Consider the following 15,808-nt stretch of genomic DNA (forward strand, 5'->3'; position numbering starts at 1 on the left):
GCTGCGTCCGACCTGCGTTCCGATATCGCTGGCGGTGGCGCCGGTGCGTACGGCGGTCACCTGCACGTGGGTATCGCCGCCCTCGCGGATGATGAGGACAGCGCGGGATGCAGCCACGTCGGTCAGGCCGACACCGAAGCGGTGCGCCACGTCGTTCAGGACGGGCAGCGCGGTGCGCCGCTTGGAGGGACTGAGCGGGACGTAGGCCTCGCCGTGGGTCTCCGGCTCCGCGAACCGTACGAGGCCGCCCTGGGTGGCGTAGATCCCGGCCCGGATGCCGCCGTCGGCGTACGAGAGGCCCTTGTTAGCGCGGCCCAGGTCGGCGAGGAACTTCACGGCCTTGCTGCCCAGCGCCTTGCTGATCTGCGATTTCGCCTTGTTCGCCACCGCGATGATCTCGTCTTCGCCGAGGCTGGTGGCGGCGGCGACCTGGTGGATCCCGATGGTCGGGTTGTGGATGGCGCCGATGATCTGGACGAGTTCGGACACCTGGTCGGCGGTGAGCGCGTCGTTCGCGGAGCGGGCCTGCTTGTTCGCTTCGGCGGCCTTCTTCGGGTTCTTCACGGCCTCCGCGGCGAGCTGCTGGGCGGCCTCGTCGTTCTGCGCGGCCAGCTGGGCGGCGAGGTCGCCGTAGCCCATAGCGGCGAGCTGGGCCAGCTGGTCGGAGAACGTCTTGTTCAGCTTGTTCGCGTTGCCGAGTTGCCGGGTGTAGTCGGTGAGGGTGGCCTTGGCGGTCTTCTGCAGGTCGCGCAGGGCCTTGGCCATGTCGTTGATGTACTTGGTGGAGCCGGTGGCCATCTTGTGGGCGATCTTCATGCCGTCCTCGCCCATCGCGGCGAGCGCGTCGGCGACATCCCCGCCCGCGCGGGACGCGACGGTCTCGAGGTCCTTGTTCCATGCCAGGGTGGCCTTCGCGGCGGACTTCAGCTTCTTCTCCACCGCGGAGATGTCGAAGTACTCGACGTCCTTGGTCTGCCACTTCCCCTTGACCTTGACCTTGACTTTCTTGGTCTTGTGGCCGGCCTGCCCGGCGTCGGAGGCGGAGTACAGGGAGCCGGTGTTCGGGTCGTAGCGCCAGTCGGTGACGTTGCCGTCGGCGTTCCACTGGATGCCCGCTGGGTTCCCGCCGAGGCGCCGCACGATCTCCTCGGTGATCTTCCGGGAGCGGGGCCGCTTGGAGGGGGCGAAGGGCACGTAGCCCTCCCCCAAAGTCTCTGGCTCCCCCCATACCCGCCACGATCCGGCGGGGGCGATCTGCGCGACGTGGTTCTCTGTGCCGCCGGCGAAGTGGCGTACGCCGCCGCGCTGGATGCCGCCGGACGCGTAGTAGTCGACGACGCCGCCGTCCGCCTTGCCGACTACCTCGTGCACCGACTTCTTCGTCGTGGTGACGATGGAGTTGACGTAGTTGGTGACCGTCTTGCCATGGAGGCTGTTGATGGCCGCCTGGATCGCAGCGACCTGCGACTTGGCGGTTCCGGCGGGGACGGTAATGGTGACGTTCTTCGACCCCGGAACGTCGCGGATCTTGAATCCGAGGGCTTCGAGCTGGGCGCGCGCCTGAGCCGTGGGCGCCCTCATGGTGATGGTCTTGCCCTTGGTGGCGCTGACCTTGGCCTGGACCGTCTCGAGATCCTTGATGGCGGCTGCGGTCTTCGCGTCGACCTTCACGTCCTTGCCGTCCGGGGTTGCGGACAGCTTGTTGATGAGGAGGTCGAGTTGGTCCCGGGCGGCCTTCGTCGGCGCGGTGATCTTGTATTCGCGGGTGCCGGGAATCAGCTCGATCTTGTAGCCGATCTCCTCCAGTTCCTTCTTCGCGCCCGCGCCGAGCGCGTCGACCCGCACGGTTTTCTTCGTCGGGAACTGCTGGAACTCGGCCTGCACCGCGATCAGCTCGGCGAGGGTGGAGTCGACGCCCTTCGTGGACAGCAGGATCGACACCTGGCCGGGGATCAGGCCGAGGGAGTCGGCGACCTTCCCGGCCTGCGCGGCGGTCAGGCCGTAGCTGCCCAAAAGGTCGGTGGCGGCCTTGCGGGCCTTGGTCATCTCCCCCTGGGCTGCCTTCAGGGACTCCGGCAGGCCCTTGCCCTGGGACTGGGCGAAGTCGTAGGCGGCGATCGACGCCTGGGCGCTGCTGTCGGCGATCGTGTTGAGGGTGTTGAAGAGGGACTGGCCGTTCTTCGTGGTGGTGTTCAGGGTGCCGTTGGTCTGGATGAGCGCCTTGCCCCAGCCGTCGGCGTGGTCGATGCCCTGCTTCATCGCCTCGTTGGCGTTGGTGATGGCCTCGTTCACGCGTGCCTGCGCGGCCTGCAGGGACACGCTGCCGCCGGACAGCAGGTCGAGCGCCTCGCGCAGGGCGCGGGTGCGGGAGTCGGCGTCGGCGGTGGTGTCGGCGAGGCCCTTGGCTGCCGCCTTCAGCCGGTCGTAGGCCGATGCCCCGTCGCCGGTGCCCTTGGTGGCGGCGTCCAGGTCCTTGGCGTTCTTCGCGGCCTCCTTCGCGTCCCCGGACATGCCTCGCAGGGCCTTGGCGGCGGCCCCGTAGAGCTGCGACTGCTTTTCTACCGCCTTGGCCTCGTCGGAGCGTCGGTCCAGGACACCGAGTCCGTGGGATTCCTGGTTGGCCTCCTGGTACTTCTTCTTGGCGAGGACCTCCAGTTTGCTGGCAAGCTGGTCGATGCTTTCGCCCTGGCCGAGGTAGGAGTCGGTGACATCGGACAGGCTGTAGCCCAGCTGGCCCATGACGTCCATGAGCTTCGTGTTGCCGTGTACGAACTCGTCGGTGGCTTTTGTGTTCTGGATGGTCTGGGCGGCCTGCTGGCGGACGTTCTCGTCGATGACGCCGTTGGACTGGCGCATGGCGGAGGTCAGTCCGTCGATGTTGGCCTTGTGCTCGGCTGCCTTCGCCGCGGCCTGCTGCTGGGAGGAGGCCAGCAGGCCGAGACCGACTGTCAGCCCGGTCAGGGCGACACCCCACGGGCCGCCCATGGCGCCCATCAGGCCGGACATTGCGCCGCGCAGCCCCGTGCCGGCCGCAGCGGTGATACCGCGCAGGGTTCCTGCGAAGCCCGTGCCTTGGGTGGCGGCGTCACGGAACGCGGTACCCATCCGGCCGATGGCCGGGACCCGGGTCTGCAGGACGGCCATGGCGGCGCCGTAGCGGGACAGGGACACGCCCGCGTTCGCCGCGAGGGTGCGCTGCACGGTCATCTGGTCGTTCAGGCCGCGGAAGGCGCCGGTGACGCGCCCGGACACGGTGCCGGCGAGGCCAGCCATGGGGCCTTGGATGCGGCGGACGAGGAGTGCGGCCAGGACGAACTGCTGCACTGGGCCGGGCAGGCTCGCGAATCCGGATACCAGGCCCGCCACCAGGTGTCCGATGGGGACCAGGACGGTGGACAGGGCACTGACGGCGCCCGCCGCAAGGTCGAGGGCGGTGACGGCCAGGTCCAGGGTAGAGGCGACTGTGCCGGACTCGCCCGACAGGTCGGCCAGCGCGTCGACGACGGGGGTGACGCCGTGTGCCAGGTTGGTGAGGACGTCGACGGCGGTCTGGCCGATGGTCAGCAGCAGGTGCAGGAAGTCGGCCAGGCCCTGCTGCCCCAGGTCTTTGAACCCGTCGGCCACCTCCGCGACGGAGTTCTTGATGCCGGAGAACTCGCTGCGGGCGGCTGCCGCGACGTCCGGGCCGAAGAGGCTGGCGGCGTCGTTGAGGTACTTGAAAAAGTGTTCGATCCTCGGGGTGGCGTCGGAGAGGCCCTTGGTCAGCCCGCGGGTAAGGAACTCCAGGCCGGGCGCCATCCCTTTGTAGAGCGTCAGGCCGGTCTGGCGGGCCTGCGTCTTCAGCTGGAGCATGGCGCCGGCGAGGCCCTTGCCCTTGGCGGCGGCGATCTGGGAGGCGGCGCCGGTCTGGGAGACGGCCTGCATCATCGCGTCGAAGCTGTCGGTGCCCTGGTGGGCCAGCGCGATCGCGCCCGCCATCGCCGGTTTGCCCATGGCCTTCTTCACGGCGGCGGCGAAATCCTGCTGGGACATCTTGTGCTGGGCCTTGGACAGGCCGTCGATGACGTAGCGCAGGCCCTTGAAGTTGCCCTGCGCGTCGAAGGCGCTGATGCCGAGGGCGTCGAGGCCTTCGGTCATCTGCGCGGTCGGGGAGGCCAGGTTGGCGAGCATGCCGCGCAGGGTGGTTCCGGCGGTCTGGCCGAGGATGCCGGCCTTGCCGAGCATGCCGACCGCGGAGGCGGCTTCCTGCATGGAGACGCCCATGCCGTGCGCCACCGGCCCGGCGTACTTCATCGCGTAGTAGATGTCGATGATGTCGCCGGACGCGGCGTTGGCGGTCGCGGCGAGGGTGTCGGCGGCACGGCCGGCCTGGTCGGCGCCCATGCCGAACTGGTCCATCATGTCGCCGAGGTACTTCGCGCTGTCGGCGGCATTGACCTGGGCGGCGGATGCGAGAGTGAGGGAGGCGCCGGTCGCGGAGATGGCCTGGTCGGTGCGGAAGCCTGCCTTGGCGAGTTCCACCATGGCCTCGGCGGCGTCGGTGGCGGTCGCCCCCGGGAGTTTCAGGTCGTTGCCGAGCTGGTTGGCGGTGGCCGCGGCCCGCTGCATCTGCAGCTGGGTGGCGTTCGTGGTCGCCCCGAACGCGTTCATCGCCTGCTGGTACTCGTTGCCCTCCTTGACGACCTCTACCGCGCCCAGCGTCAGGCCGACCCCGGCCGCCAGCCCGGCCAGGGATTTGACGCTCTCCCGCACCCGGCTGGTCTCCTGCCGGTAGCGGCGCATCCCGAGGACGCCGGCGCCGCCGATCCGGTTCAGGCGGGCATCCGCGGCGCTGGCCGCCCGGGCGAGGCGGGTCAGGTCGCGGACGGCGGTGTTGATCTGGCTGGACATGCGGGCCAGGTCCCGGCCCGCCGTACGGGAGTGGTCGCCGAGCGCGTTGACGTTGCGGTTGGCGGTGCGGGCCGCGTCCCCGTACCGGCCCAGCCGTCGGGCGGTGGTGTTCGCCTGGTCGCCGAGCCGGTTGACGTGCCGCTGCGCGGTGTTCGCCTCGCGGCCGAGGGTCTTGATGTGCCGGGCCGCGTTCTGGGAGGCGGTCCCGAGTTCGCGGACTTCGCTCTTGGCGGTGCGGGCGGCGGAGCCGAGGGAACGGGCGTGCTTGGCGGACGACTTCAGGGACTGGGCGAGGTCGTTGCCGTGGCCGCGCAGGTCCACCGACAGGTTCCAGTTGGGCACCGGCCCCTCCCCTCCCTTTCCGTGTCCGTTCCTGGGTGTTGTGCTACTGCTGCTGGGCGTGAGCGAGTTCGTCGAGGATGTGCTGGGCGGCCAGCACGCTGGCTGGGATGAGGAGGACCTTCATGCCGTCCCCGGCCCGGCCTTCGGGGATCTCCCGCTGCTTCATGGCGATCTCCTCGCAGCCGAAGCACTTGTGGGACTGGGCGACGTACGCCTCCACGTACTCGCCGTCGGGGTCGGTCCAGTCGGACTCGCGGGTGCCGCACTGCGGGCAGGCGCCGCGCAAGTACTCCTCGTAGGCGAGTGCCTTGTGCTGGTCGCGTTCGGTCCAGGTGCCGTTTCCGACGCCCTTGAACTGGCTGTGCGGGATCCCGTACTGGCGGCACACGGCGAGTTCGCTGCGGAGGCGGGCATCGGCGGTCAGCCTTTTCCCAGGTCCATGCGGGCGTTGGACTGCACGTGCCAGGCCGTGTTGAACAGCGCCGATGCCTCGCCTTCGCCCCACTCCTCCAGGTAGTACTTGGCGTCCTCCGCGGTGATCCCGTCCAGGGACGACGCGGAGATCAGTTCGGGGCCGAGGGTTTCCACGTTGACGACGAGGTTGTCCTCGGCCTGGGCCTCGGTCGGCGGGTGCTTGGCCTTGAGGTCCTCGAAGTCGGGGCGGCGCAGCGCCTGGAAGCGCAGCACGATCGCCACCTCGTCGAAGGCCGTCCTGGCGGCGGTGAGCGTCTCCTCGGCGGTGGCCAGGTCCCCCTTCAGGCCGGGGTCGTCGGGCTCCGACTGGAGGGAGGCGGTGACGGCACGTACGGCGAACTCGGCGTCGACCAGTGCCTTCTTGGCGTCGGCGTCGTCGCAGATCGTCAGGGTTGCGGTGGGCCGCTGCCGGTTGCGGAGGCGTTCGCGGGTGGCGGCCCAGTGCGCGTCCGCGGCCACGGCGGCGGCGGGCGGCTCGGGTGGGGTGGCGTTCTTGGTGGCGGTCATGGCAGGTGGGGTCCTTCGTCAGCGGGGGCGGACCTGGCCGGGCGGACGAGCGCCCTTCCCGGAGCGATGTGAGCGCCCGGCCAGGAACTGAAGGGGACGGCAGCGGTCGCTGGTCAGCCGCCGGGGGTGGTGGTGGTGACGGTGACCGCCGGGCTGGTGCCGCCGGTGAGGCCGGAGGCGGAGGCGGTCATCTGCGGGACGTCGGCGCCGTCGTAGTTCCCGCCGAAGGTGACCGTGACCGGGGTTCCGGGGTGCGGTCCGCCCGCGCACACCACATCGCCGACCGCGATGTTCGACAGTGCCTCCAGCGCGGACTGCACCGCAGCCGCGGACGCGTTGTAGGCGATCCCGGCCGTGGTCTGCCCGGAGAAGGTGAGCGTGTAGGTGCCCCCGGTGGGGGTGCCGGTGATGGTGACCGTCTGGACCTCGTCGACGCCGGCGGCCGGCACCGGAGCGCCCTGCAGCGGGCGGGAGGTGATGGAGCAGGTCACCATGAACTTCGCGGCCTCGTTGTCCGCGGTGTACTGCGGGGACTGCGAGGCGACCCGGATCTCGAACACGTCCATCGAGTTGTTGCCGGGGATGTCGCCCTTGCGGAGGATGACTACATGCCCGGTGGTTCCCTTGGCGAAGATGCCCTCGAGGTCGGCGTCCTCTTCGTCCTCGTAGAACGTGAAAGAGCTGGAGTCGGCCTTGTCGGAGCCGGGGATGGTGGAGTCGTAGGTGTCCGCCATGTCCGGGGTGTCGATCTCCTGGTTGGCGACCGTCCATCCGTCCATCGCGGCGATGAACGAGGAGAAGTTGGTGCCAGCGGACAGCTCACTCCGGGTCGGGATCATCGAGTCGGCGGCGATGGTCGGCACGAAGAAGAACTTCGACGTGCCGCGCCGCATGTACTTCTTCGGCTTGGCCAGCAGCATGTGGGGCCCCTTGGTTCCCGGGGCCGTTCAATCCCTCCTTGGCGGGACCTGGCCCCTTACACGTGGTGTATGGGTGGCGGCCACCTGTGGTGGTGGCGTCCGCGTGGGGTCCCGCCGCGGTGCGGTCAAACTGGCGCCTGCCCTGAGGAGGGTCAGACGCTGGTCACCTGGAAGGTGAATCTCTGCGCTGAACTCATGATTGCATCGGTTGCGTCGGGTGTTTCCCCCGCTTCCCCGGCGTGCTGACGGGACATGACCTTGATGCCGGGCGCGGCAAGCGGGTTGAGCCACTTCCCGGTGACCGGGTTGCGTTCGAGGATCGCGCGGCGGGCCTTGTCGTCCAGCCACTGCAACTGGTCCTGGGTGCCGTAGCTGTCCGGGTCGGCCGGGTCCGGGCCGGACACGGAGGTGACCTGGTAGGTGAGGGTGGCGTCCTCGGTGAGGTCGGAGATGGGGGCGCCGGAGAAGGTGCCCGGTAGGGCGTAGAGGATGTAGTAGTGCGACAGGCCGGCCCCATCCGGGCGGCGGCCCTCCCCCACCTGCTTGCCGGTCGCGGCGGCGATCAGGGCGGCCAGGGCTTTCGTGAACGGACGCTTGTCGATCACAGGAGGACCTCCGCTACCGCGAGCCGCATCTGCGCCAGCAAGGTCTCCCCGATGAACCCGATGGCCGGTTCGACGTGCGGGAAGGGCGGCTGGTCGTAGGAGCGCCCCAGGCTGTCGGTGCCGACGAACCCCCACTCCAGACGGCGCCCCTGCGGCCGGTCCGTGCCGATCGTGCACATCGCCCCGTACGGCAGCGGCACCACAGGGGCGGGCTGCCACGAGTTGCGGTAGTCGCCGCTGATGACGTTCGGTCCCGGGCGGCCGGAGGCGTTCCCGCGGATACGGGCCGCGCCCACGGTCGCGGTGTGCTTGACGCCCTTCTGGACCGCGGGCCCGATCTTCATGGCGGCGTGCTCCAGCCGGTCGGCGAGCTCGTCGGGGGTCACGATGTTCCTCCCCGGTCCTCGATCTGGTCCAGGGGGGTGATCCGGACGACCTCCACGGTTGCGGCGCGGCCGGGGTCCTGGCAGATCCACGCCCGTCCGATGAGCGCGGTGTTGGCCGGGTTGTGGACGCGGACGACGGTGACGATGGCGTCCTTCCGTGGGACTGGCGCCCCGAGTGGGGTCAGCATCCGGTAGCGGGACTTCGTCTCCTGCACCCAGGGGGTGAGCGCGCCCGGCGTGGACTGGATCTCCGACTGGTTGACGCCGCCCTGCACGGCGCCCGGCCCCTCGTACAGGATCTCGCCCTGCGGGCGCACGAGTTCTCCCGTGTCCTCGTTGAGGACCGGTGTCCCGGAGGCGGGGAGTTCGACGCGGACGGTGTCCAGGAGGACGTTCCCGTCCAGCCACTTCGCGACCCCGGCGAGCGCCGTGTCCAGTCCGGGCATCAGCTTCTCCCCTTCGCCCAGTCCGCCAGCTGCTTGAGCATCGCCTCGGCGACGCCGTGCTTGCCCGGATCGAGGTCGTCACGGTCCAGGGCGGCCCGTGACAGGCCGGCCGGGTCGATCCCGGACAGGAACTCCTCGATGACGTCCCCATGGTCCTGCTGCACGGCCACGGCGACCGTGGCGAGGCCTTCGAAGAGGACGCCGTGTGGCTGCCGGGTGTGCAGGATCAGCGACGGCAGCGCGCCATGCACGTCGTGCTGGAGCACGTAGCCGGTGACCTGTCCTGGGGGCAGGGGCTCGCCGTCGAGGCGGATCACAGCGTCGCCGGGGGTGGCCTCGATGTGCACGCCGTACGCGCGCGGCGGGATGGGCTGCTCAGTCACTGTCCACCTGCCTCATCCGGTGCCGTCTCGGCGTCGCCGTCGGTATCGGCTACCGCTTCACCCTGCTGGTCCAGGCCTTCGTCTGCTGCGCTCTGACTTCCTGCCGGGCCGCCATCGGTCTGGTGTTCGGCGCCGGTTGCGGGCTGGTTCGGGAAGGGGACGGTCAGGGGGATGGTGCGTTGGAAAGTCACCGGGCGTCCGGTGATCAGGTTGATTTCCTTGGCGCCGAGGTGGTCGATGTGGAACTGCTCGAGCACGATGACCTGGATCAGCCACGTCTGTCCGTCGGGCCCTGGGTGCGGGAGGGGCAGCACGCTGATGGGGGCGTCGACGGACACCAGGCTGGGGTTGATGCCGTTGGCGCGCAGCCACTGCGTCAGGGCGTGCTGGAGTTCCTCGGAAGCGAGGGGGCCACCGGGGTGGACGGTGTAGGCGAGGGGGGCGTCGGTCACAGGGGGTCTCCGGAGACAAGGCCTCGTTGGCCGTTGAGGCCGGGGCGGGGGATCCACGACCTGATGCAGCCGTGGTGGGCGATGGGGTAGGCGGCCGCGTCGTCGGCGGACCGGATGGTCCCGCTGGCGTGATCCGTATCAGCGTGATTGGTGAACCCGCAATCCGGCCCGTCGACGCACTCGAACCAGGCCGCCTCCAGCTCTAGGCTGCCGGTGTTGATAGCGGCGTGGTTCGCGGTGACGGCTCCCTGGTAGGTGAGCGCGGAGGTGGCCCACGCCTGCACGGGATGCCGGGCGTCGTTGCGGTACACGATCGTCGACAGCGAGTGCTCTGCGGTCAGCCGCGCGGAGTCGAGGCCAGCTTGGTTGCGGCCGAGGGTGACCTCGCGGGCGGCGTCCTGGGCGGCGCGCGCGAACGCCTGGGCGCGGCGGACGGCTTCCTGGATACGGCCGATGAGGTCGACGTAGAAGGACGCGGTCAGGGCCGTGAGGGCGGCCTGGTGGTCGGAGGTCCAGCGGAACAGGGTGAGGTCGGCGCCAGCCTGCCGCAGGGCGCGCAGGGCGCCGTCGCGGTAGATGACGGGCAGGTCCTGTGCGGCCCAGCGTTCGGCGACGGCGCGGGCGAGCCGGTCGAACTCTCCGACCTCCTGCTGGAAACGAAGGATGAGGGGGCGGATGCGGGTGGTGGAGCCGGTGCCGCGGCGCAGGCGTTCCAGGGAGCTCAGGAGGGCGTCCTGGGCGGTGGACAGGCGCCTCCAGTGGCGTACGAGTTCGGTGACGGCCGCGGTGATGACGGCCGTCAGCTCGTCCCGGTCGCCGCTGGTCTGGGCGGGGCTGGTCATCGGCGACGTCGTTCGACGAGCTGGAAGGTGCCGAGCAGGACCGCGTCGGGGTCGATGCCACCGGCTGGCTCGTCCGGTGCGGGCGAGCCGCCGGACTCCAACGCGGCGATCTGGCGTTCGTAGGCGAGGATGTTCGCGGTGTAGTCGACGCTGACGACGCTGGAGACGGCCACCTTAGCGACGTCGGCACGCAGGTCGGCCAGGCGCTGGTTGAGGATTTCCAGGGCGACGGCGCGGGCGGTGCCCAGACGCGTGTAGCGGGTGGTGAGGTCAGTCAGGTCGGTGGTGGTGCCGAGTTGGGAGATGAGCCAGGCCTGGGTGGCGGCGTCCATCGGGCCTCCAGAGGGGCGTGGGAGGGGGAAGGGAACGGGGTGCGGGCCCGCCGGTTGGCGCCCCCACCACAGGGGCGGGCCCGCACGCCGCTATTCGCCGCCGTCGCCCTGGTCGGCGGCGTCCCGGCCCCGGGCCGGCTTGCTGGCCGCTGTCTTGCGTGCGGCGGTCTTCTTCGCCGGGGCGGCTTGCCCGTCCGGCTGCGCGGGTACTTGCTCAGCGGCGCCGGAGGCGTCCGAGGCTGCGCCAGAGGCGCCGCCCGGGCCGTCGCCGGTAGGGACCTGACCCGCGTCCTCCTGCTGCGCGGCCGCCTCCTTGGCTGCGGCCGGCATCTTCCCGCCGATCCAGGCGACCGGGTTCGTCACCAGCGCGGCCAGACGCGGCTCCGGGAGCGTGCCCGGGGCCAGTTCGACCGTCTGGTGCGTGTCGGGATCCGTCACGTACACCGTGGCTGCGAGCTGTTCCTTCGCCATGTCCGGTCACCACACCGTCGCGGCGATGTGGATGTCCGGGGTGTACATCACCGGCAGCGCGGCGGCGGCGCCCTTGGTCCACACGCGGACCGGGTCGTCGTCGTAGCCGGAGGTGACGATGATGCCGGGGGCGTCTTCCCGCTCGATGGACGGGTTGCCGCCACTGGAGAGGACGATGCCTTCGGCGGTGAGCCCGTACTGGGTCTCCGCCATCTGGGTGGCGTTGGGCGGCAGCAGGAAGAACATGTTCTCCGGCAGCGGCCGCTTGTCGGTGCCGTCGTCCAGGGGGATCTTCACGTCGTACGTGGTGATCGGCGGCAGCCCGTAGCGGTCGCGGACCACGTTGACCTCGTTGCGGGCCAGGAGCGCGGTCGGGGTCGCGGAGGGGCTGACGGAGTTGTAGTAGGCGGCCCGGTAGCTGTTGTTGGCCAGCATGTACGCCCACGTCTTGTAAGAGGTGAGTGCCCTCGTGGGGGCGGGGGCACCGGAGGCGCGCAGCACCTCGATCCAGGCGAGCTCGTCGGCGAGGATGTCGGCGGCCGGGTTGGACCAGTTCACGGACGCGGTCGGCATGTTCGCCGAGGGCACGTTGTGGTTGGCCTCGATGGTCAGGCCGTTCTCTCCGGTGAGGGTGAACTTGCCGTCGACGAGGAGGTCGCCGGCGGCGAGTTCCATGCGGTGCTTGATGGACAGCACGTGCGCGGCGACGTCGTCGTATACGGCGTCGACGAGGTCCTGGCCGTCCATGCCGCGCTGCACGTTCTGGAGGATGGTCTCCAGCTCGCCCACGATGTACTTCTGGCCGAGCGGGAGGAGCTTGCCCTCGGTCACCCAGCGGGTGATCTCGCGGGAGGCGACCTTGGTCTGGGCGTCCCACGCGCGGTAGGAGGCCGCGGCCACGCGCCTGGATCCGCCGCGGATCTCGTACTTGACGGAGTTGACGGTGCGCTCGGGGATGACGGACTGGGTGAGGAGGTAGTCCGCCGGGGTCTGGATCTCGCGCACGAACGCGTTGATCTCGGTCGGGTTGATGCCCCTGAGGAGGACCTCAAGCATGTCGTTAGGCATGGGTGGTCCCCTCTCAGACCTTGTAGACGAACTGGGTGTTGGAGCCGGCCGGTGCGTCGGCCGGGTCGAACGCGACGGGCAGCTTGGCGACGTCGATCTGCCCGTGGACCATCAGCGGGGCGGCGGCCTTGGTGGAGCCGGGGTAGAAGGACACCTCGGTGAACAGGAACCCGCGGAACAGCTGGGTTCCGTCCGTGGCGGTGGCGGTGCCGCCCGCGGTGGTGGTCGCCATGGTGACGCCCGGCGTGGTGCCGCCGGTCAGGGAGGCGGTGGCGGTGATGGAGGCGACGTTGTCGCCGAGGTACTGGCCGCCGAAGGTCAGCGTGTAGGGGCCGCCCGCGTTGCCGGTGACGACGATGTCGCCCGGGTTGACGTTCGACAGCGCCTCCAGCGCGGTCTGGACGGCCGCGGCGGTGGCGTTGTAGGCGATCGCCGCGGTGGTCTGCCCGCTGAAGGTCAACGTGAAGGTGCCGCCGGTCGGGGAGCCGGTGATGGTGGCGGTCTGCACCTCGTTGGTGACCGGGGAGTACGGCTCGTACAGGCCGGTCGTGGTGTTCTTGCCGAGCGGGATACCGGACTTCAGCTTCCGCTCCGGCTGGTACTTGGAGGCCTCGGTCCAGTGGAGGGTCTCGGAGAACTGGGTGAGGTCGAGGGTGACGGTCTGGTTGGCTTCGATGCCGAGGGTGCTCATGAGCCACGGGCGGCCGACAGCGAGCGTCTCGGTGCTGGTGTACGGCTGGATGTCCACGCCGTAGCCCCTTTCGCGAAATACGCGGGTGTGTGGTGAGGGCGCCCGCTATCGGGTGCCGTCCACGGGGGGTTCGGGCGTGGTCCCAGGGTGGTGCTGGTCTGAGCGGTCAGGCGGTGCGGCGCAGCCCCATTCGTTCGGCCCGCTCCCGGGCAGCGTCACGGACGGCGTCCTTGCTGCTGGACGGGGTGCGCGGTGCGTTGCCGCCCGCGGGTCCGCCGGACGGGGCCGGGGGAAGGGTCTGCGGGTCGGGGGCGGCGCCGAACATCTCCTTGCGGCGGCCCTTGAGTTCCTCCGCAGCCTTGGTGATGTCGTCATCCGAGGCGTCGTCCGGGACGCGCAGCAGGGCGGCCGCGTCCTCAAGGTCGGCTCCGGTGGCGCCGAGGGTGACGAGGGCAGCGCGGATACGGCTGGCCCGGTCGCGGTCCTGGGCGGCCTTCTCCTTCGCCGCGGCGGCGTCCTCGCGGGCCTGTATGGCCTGCTCGCGCCGCTCGACTTCCTCAAGGCGGCGCTGTTCTTCGGACAGTTGCTGCTGGCGTGCCTGCTCGGCCTGCTTGAAGATGTCGCCGAACTGGGCGGGGTCGAAGGAGTCCGGGTCGATGCCGGCGGCCTCGGCTACGGTCCGGAAGGCGGCGCGCCGTCCCTCTTCCTTCTCATCGGCCATGATCTTGTTGAGGCGGCGCTGGGTGAACTCCACCTTCACCTCGGCCGGATCCGTGGCTGGAGCGGGCGGGACGGCGGGCGCGGGCGGAGTGGCGGGAGGCTGTTGGCCGGCGCGGGCGGCGAGTTCGGCCGGGCTGGGCACCGCGGGCGGGGTGCTCGGGTCGGTGCCGGGGGTGCCGGAGTTGTAGAACACGCCGAGGCCGCGGATGCCGCGGTAGGGGTGGGTCCAGGCCGTGGAGGCGACCGGACCGTAGGGCTGCTGCGCGGGGCGACGCATGAGCGAGAGTCCTCCCATTGGACTGTCAGGCCCCGCGCCTAGATCCAAGTTGAGCACATTTCTCATGACGTGTTGCCCCCGCTTCCCTGTGCGGCCGATGGGACGGCGGCCGCGCTGGCGGTGTCGCCGAGCGCGGTGTCGCCGTTTCCGGCGGCCGTGTCGGACGGCAGGCCGGGCAGCTGCACGGCCGGCGCCTCCGGCACGTCGGGGGCTTCACGGCCGAGGAAGGAGGCGACTTCGTCGGGGTTGCCGAGGGCGTCGGCGAGATCACGGGCGTCGGCAAAGGAGCGGGCGTCGATCCGCTTGATCTCCTCCTGGGCGTCCTCGATGGGCCACCCGATGTCCTGCAAGCGGCGGATGGCGGTCTCCAGGGAGATCAGGCCGGCCTTGCGGGCAGTGGCGACTTCCTCGAGGACGGCAGCCTTGTCGGTCGGGGTGTAGGCGCCCCGCATCAACTTCGCGGGAAGGACCGGGAGGCCGACCCAGTCGGGGTGCTGGCCGGCCTGGAACAACCTCTGCACGAACTTGGGCAGGAGCCGGTCGGCGTGGTCGCGGGCCAGGCGCATGGCGGAGATGAGGGAGTCGAGCGGGCCCAGGGCGAGTTCGAGGGCGTACCCGCTCGGGAATTGGGCGGCGTCCGCGGTGCCCAACGAGACGGCGGGGATGCGGGCGACGGCGGAGGCCCGGTCCTGGAGGTCGTGGACGCGGGAGCGCAACTCGGCCAGGTTCCCGGCGGTCTCCACCGATGTCATGGAGCCGCCCTCACCAAGCGTGAACACCATGCCGGGGGCGACCTGATAGTGCTGCTGCGCGGTCACGGCCTTCCCGGAGATCGCGAGGATCGGGGCGCCGGTGGTCGCGGAGGCCTTGGAGGAGTCGGTGTCGGACCCGGACAGCTCGTCGAAGACCTGCAACACCTTGGCGAGGCTGCTGGCTCCCCAGTGCTCGCCGGCCGGGGGCACAGTGTTGGGGACGTGGATGACCGGGACGAAGTCCTGGTACAGGTCGAGGCGGTCGAGGACCTCGCCCTGGGCGTTGGTCGCGAACTGGGCCTTGTCCAGGGGCAGGGAGTCGATGTCGTCGGGTCCCTTGAGGTCGCCGAGTTCCCAGGTGGCGTCGGTGAGGTAGACGGTCTTGTAGGAGGGCTTGTCGCTCCACGGGTACATGCGGGTGATGGAGCCGGTGGCGTCCAGGCTGTCGCCGGGGGCGAGGACCGGCTGGGCGGGCTCGGTGTCGGTGGCCTGCGACATGACCGTGGCGCGCACCGGGCGTCCGGACGGTTCGACGGCGCTGGAGGTCTGCGGGCGGATGAAGTCCAGGTGGTAGGTGATCCTGCGGAGCCGTGCGGGCAGGTGGCGCTTCTTGTCCTCCGGCAACTCCCATGCGAAGTGGATGCGGTCGGGGAAGTCGGAGCCGTCGGAGTCCTCGTCGATGACGGGGAAGTAGAAGCCGGGGTCGTAGGCCTTGATGCGGACGCGCTGCTTGTCGGCGTCCCAGTACAACAGGTAGACGCCGTCACCCAACCCGACGGCCTTGCGTTCGGTCTGCAGCAGCCGCATCGGCAGGAGTTCTTCGTCCGCCCACTCGCGCAGCAGGGTCTGCACGCGTTCGGCGGTGACCGCGTCGGGGGTGGGGTTGTCCTCGGATGCCTGCTCGGCGCCGGGCACGGTCAGTGTCTGCTCGTCACCCAGGACGTGGGAGGTGAGGGTGTCGACGAACATGGACGGGTCGCCGAACTCGCGGCGCTCGCGGGCCTCGTCGCCGTCGCGGATCGCGGACAGTTCACCGACCTGGTTGTTGTCGTAGGCGGTGAGCATCGTGTAGGCGGCCAGGCGGCGTTCATCCTGCGCCGGTACCCAGGTGGCGTGCGCCTCGGGGAACGCCCGGCGGTTGGGCATGCCCAGGCTGTCGCTGTAGATGGTCTTGTAGTTGAGCCACGACCAGCGGTCGACGACGACCTTCTTAACGCCGGAGAAGAGGCCCACAGCAGTCCTTCCCGCTG

Annotated in this window: 16 protein-coding genes; all 16 read right to left on the reverse strand. The window is 70.1% G+C overall.

Annotated elements, in window-relative coordinates; genetic code table 11:
- The coding region (locus MQP27_RS49295) for a phage tail tape measure protein (RefSeq protein ID WP_242778664.1) at window positions 1-5,232 on the reverse strand (5,232 nt) is incomplete at its 3' end.
- A gap of 43 nt (window positions 5,233-5,275) precedes the next feature.
- The gene (locus MQP27_RS49300) at window positions 5,276-5,620 is read right to left on the reverse strand and encodes a hypothetical protein (RefSeq protein ID WP_242778667.1); all 345 of its coding nucleotides are present in this window, start codon (window positions 5,618-5,620) and stop codon (window positions 5,276-5,278) included.
- 32 nt (window positions 5,621-5,652) lie between these two features.
- Window positions 5,653-6,213, reverse strand: coding sequence for a hypothetical protein (locus MQP27_RS49305; protein WP_242778670.1), 561 nt, complete (start codon window positions 6,211-6,213; stop codon window positions 5,653-5,655).
- A gap of 113 nt (window positions 6,214-6,326) precedes the next feature.
- Window positions 6,327-7,133, reverse strand: a complete 807-nt coding sequence (locus MQP27_RS49310) for a phage tail tube protein (RefSeq protein ID WP_242778673.1) — start codon at window positions 7,131-7,133, stop codon at window positions 6,327-6,329.
- Window positions 7,134-7,285: 152 nt separating this feature from the next.
- On the reverse strand, window positions 7,286-7,738 hold the full coding sequence (locus MQP27_RS49315) for a hypothetical protein (RefSeq protein ID WP_242778676.1): 453 nt from the start codon (window positions 7,736-7,738) through the stop codon (window positions 7,286-7,288).
- The gene (locus tag MQP27_RS49320) at window positions 7,735-8,124 is read right to left on the reverse strand and encodes a hypothetical protein (RefSeq protein WP_242778679.1); all 390 of its coding nucleotides are present in this window, start codon (window positions 8,122-8,124) and stop codon (window positions 7,735-7,737) included. Before MQP27_RS49320 ends, MQP27_RS49315 begins: the two co-directional genes overlap by 4 nt.
- On the reverse strand, window positions 8,121-8,570 hold the full coding sequence (locus tag MQP27_RS49325) for a DUF6093 family protein (protein ID WP_242778681.1): 450 nt from the start codon (window positions 8,568-8,570) through the stop codon (window positions 8,121-8,123). The genes MQP27_RS49320 and MQP27_RS49325 overlap by 4 nt, the downstream gene beginning before the upstream one ends.
- The gene (locus MQP27_RS49330; RefSeq protein ID WP_242778682.1) at window positions 8,570-8,953 is read right to left on the reverse strand and encodes a hypothetical protein; all 384 of its coding nucleotides are present in this window, start codon (window positions 8,951-8,953) and stop codon (window positions 8,570-8,572) included. The genes MQP27_RS49325 and MQP27_RS49330 overlap by 1 nt, the downstream gene beginning before the upstream one ends.
- Window positions 8,950-9,405, reverse strand: coding sequence for a hypothetical protein (locus tag MQP27_RS49335; protein ID WP_242778685.1), 456 nt, complete (start codon window positions 9,403-9,405; stop codon window positions 8,950-8,952). Before MQP27_RS49335 ends, MQP27_RS49330 begins: the two co-directional genes overlap by 4 nt.
- Complete coding sequence (locus MQP27_RS49340) at window positions 9,402-10,247, reverse strand: hypothetical protein (RefSeq protein ID WP_242778688.1); 846 nt, start codon at window positions 10,245-10,247, stop codon at window positions 9,402-9,404. The genes MQP27_RS49335 and MQP27_RS49340 overlap by 4 nt, the downstream gene beginning before the upstream one ends.
- Window positions 10,244-10,579 (reverse strand): hypothetical protein, encoded by a 336-nt coding sequence (locus MQP27_RS49345; protein ID WP_242778691.1) that lies wholly within the window; start codon window positions 10,577-10,579, stop codon window positions 10,244-10,246. Before MQP27_RS49345 ends, MQP27_RS49340 begins: the two co-directional genes overlap by 4 nt.
- A 90-nt stretch (window positions 10,580-10,669) precedes the next feature.
- Window positions 10,670-11,050, reverse strand: a complete 381-nt coding sequence (locus MQP27_RS49350) for a hypothetical protein (protein ID WP_242778694.1) — start codon at window positions 11,048-11,050, stop codon at window positions 10,670-10,672.
- Window positions 11,051-11,056: 6 nt separating this feature from the next.
- Window positions 11,057-12,118, reverse strand: coding sequence for a major capsid protein (locus MQP27_RS49355; RefSeq protein WP_242778697.1), 1,062 nt, complete (start codon window positions 12,116-12,118; stop codon window positions 11,057-11,059).
- Between the two features lie 13 nt (window positions 12,119-12,131).
- Complete coding sequence (locus MQP27_RS49360) at window positions 12,132-12,866, reverse strand: hypothetical protein (protein WP_242778700.1); 735 nt, start codon at window positions 12,864-12,866, stop codon at window positions 12,132-12,134.
- A gap of 109 nt (window positions 12,867-12,975) precedes the next feature.
- The gene (locus MQP27_RS49365) at window positions 12,976-13,806 is read right to left on the reverse strand and encodes a hypothetical protein (protein ID WP_242779035.1); all 831 of its coding nucleotides are present in this window, start codon (window positions 13,804-13,806) and stop codon (window positions 12,976-12,978) included.
- 62 nt (window positions 13,807-13,868) lie between these two features.
- On the reverse strand, window positions 13,869-15,791 hold the full coding sequence (locus MQP27_RS49370) for a hypothetical protein (protein WP_242778703.1): 1,923 nt from the start codon (window positions 15,789-15,791) through the stop codon (window positions 13,869-13,871).
- Window positions 15,792-15,808 lie beyond the last annotated feature (17 nt).

The sequence above is a fragment of the Streptomyces cylindrosporus genome, from assembly GCF_022698165.1.
In the GTDB taxonomy this organism is placed as follows: domain Bacteria; phylum Actinomycetota; class Actinomycetes; order Streptomycetales; family Streptomycetaceae; genus Streptomyces; species Streptomyces cylindrosporus.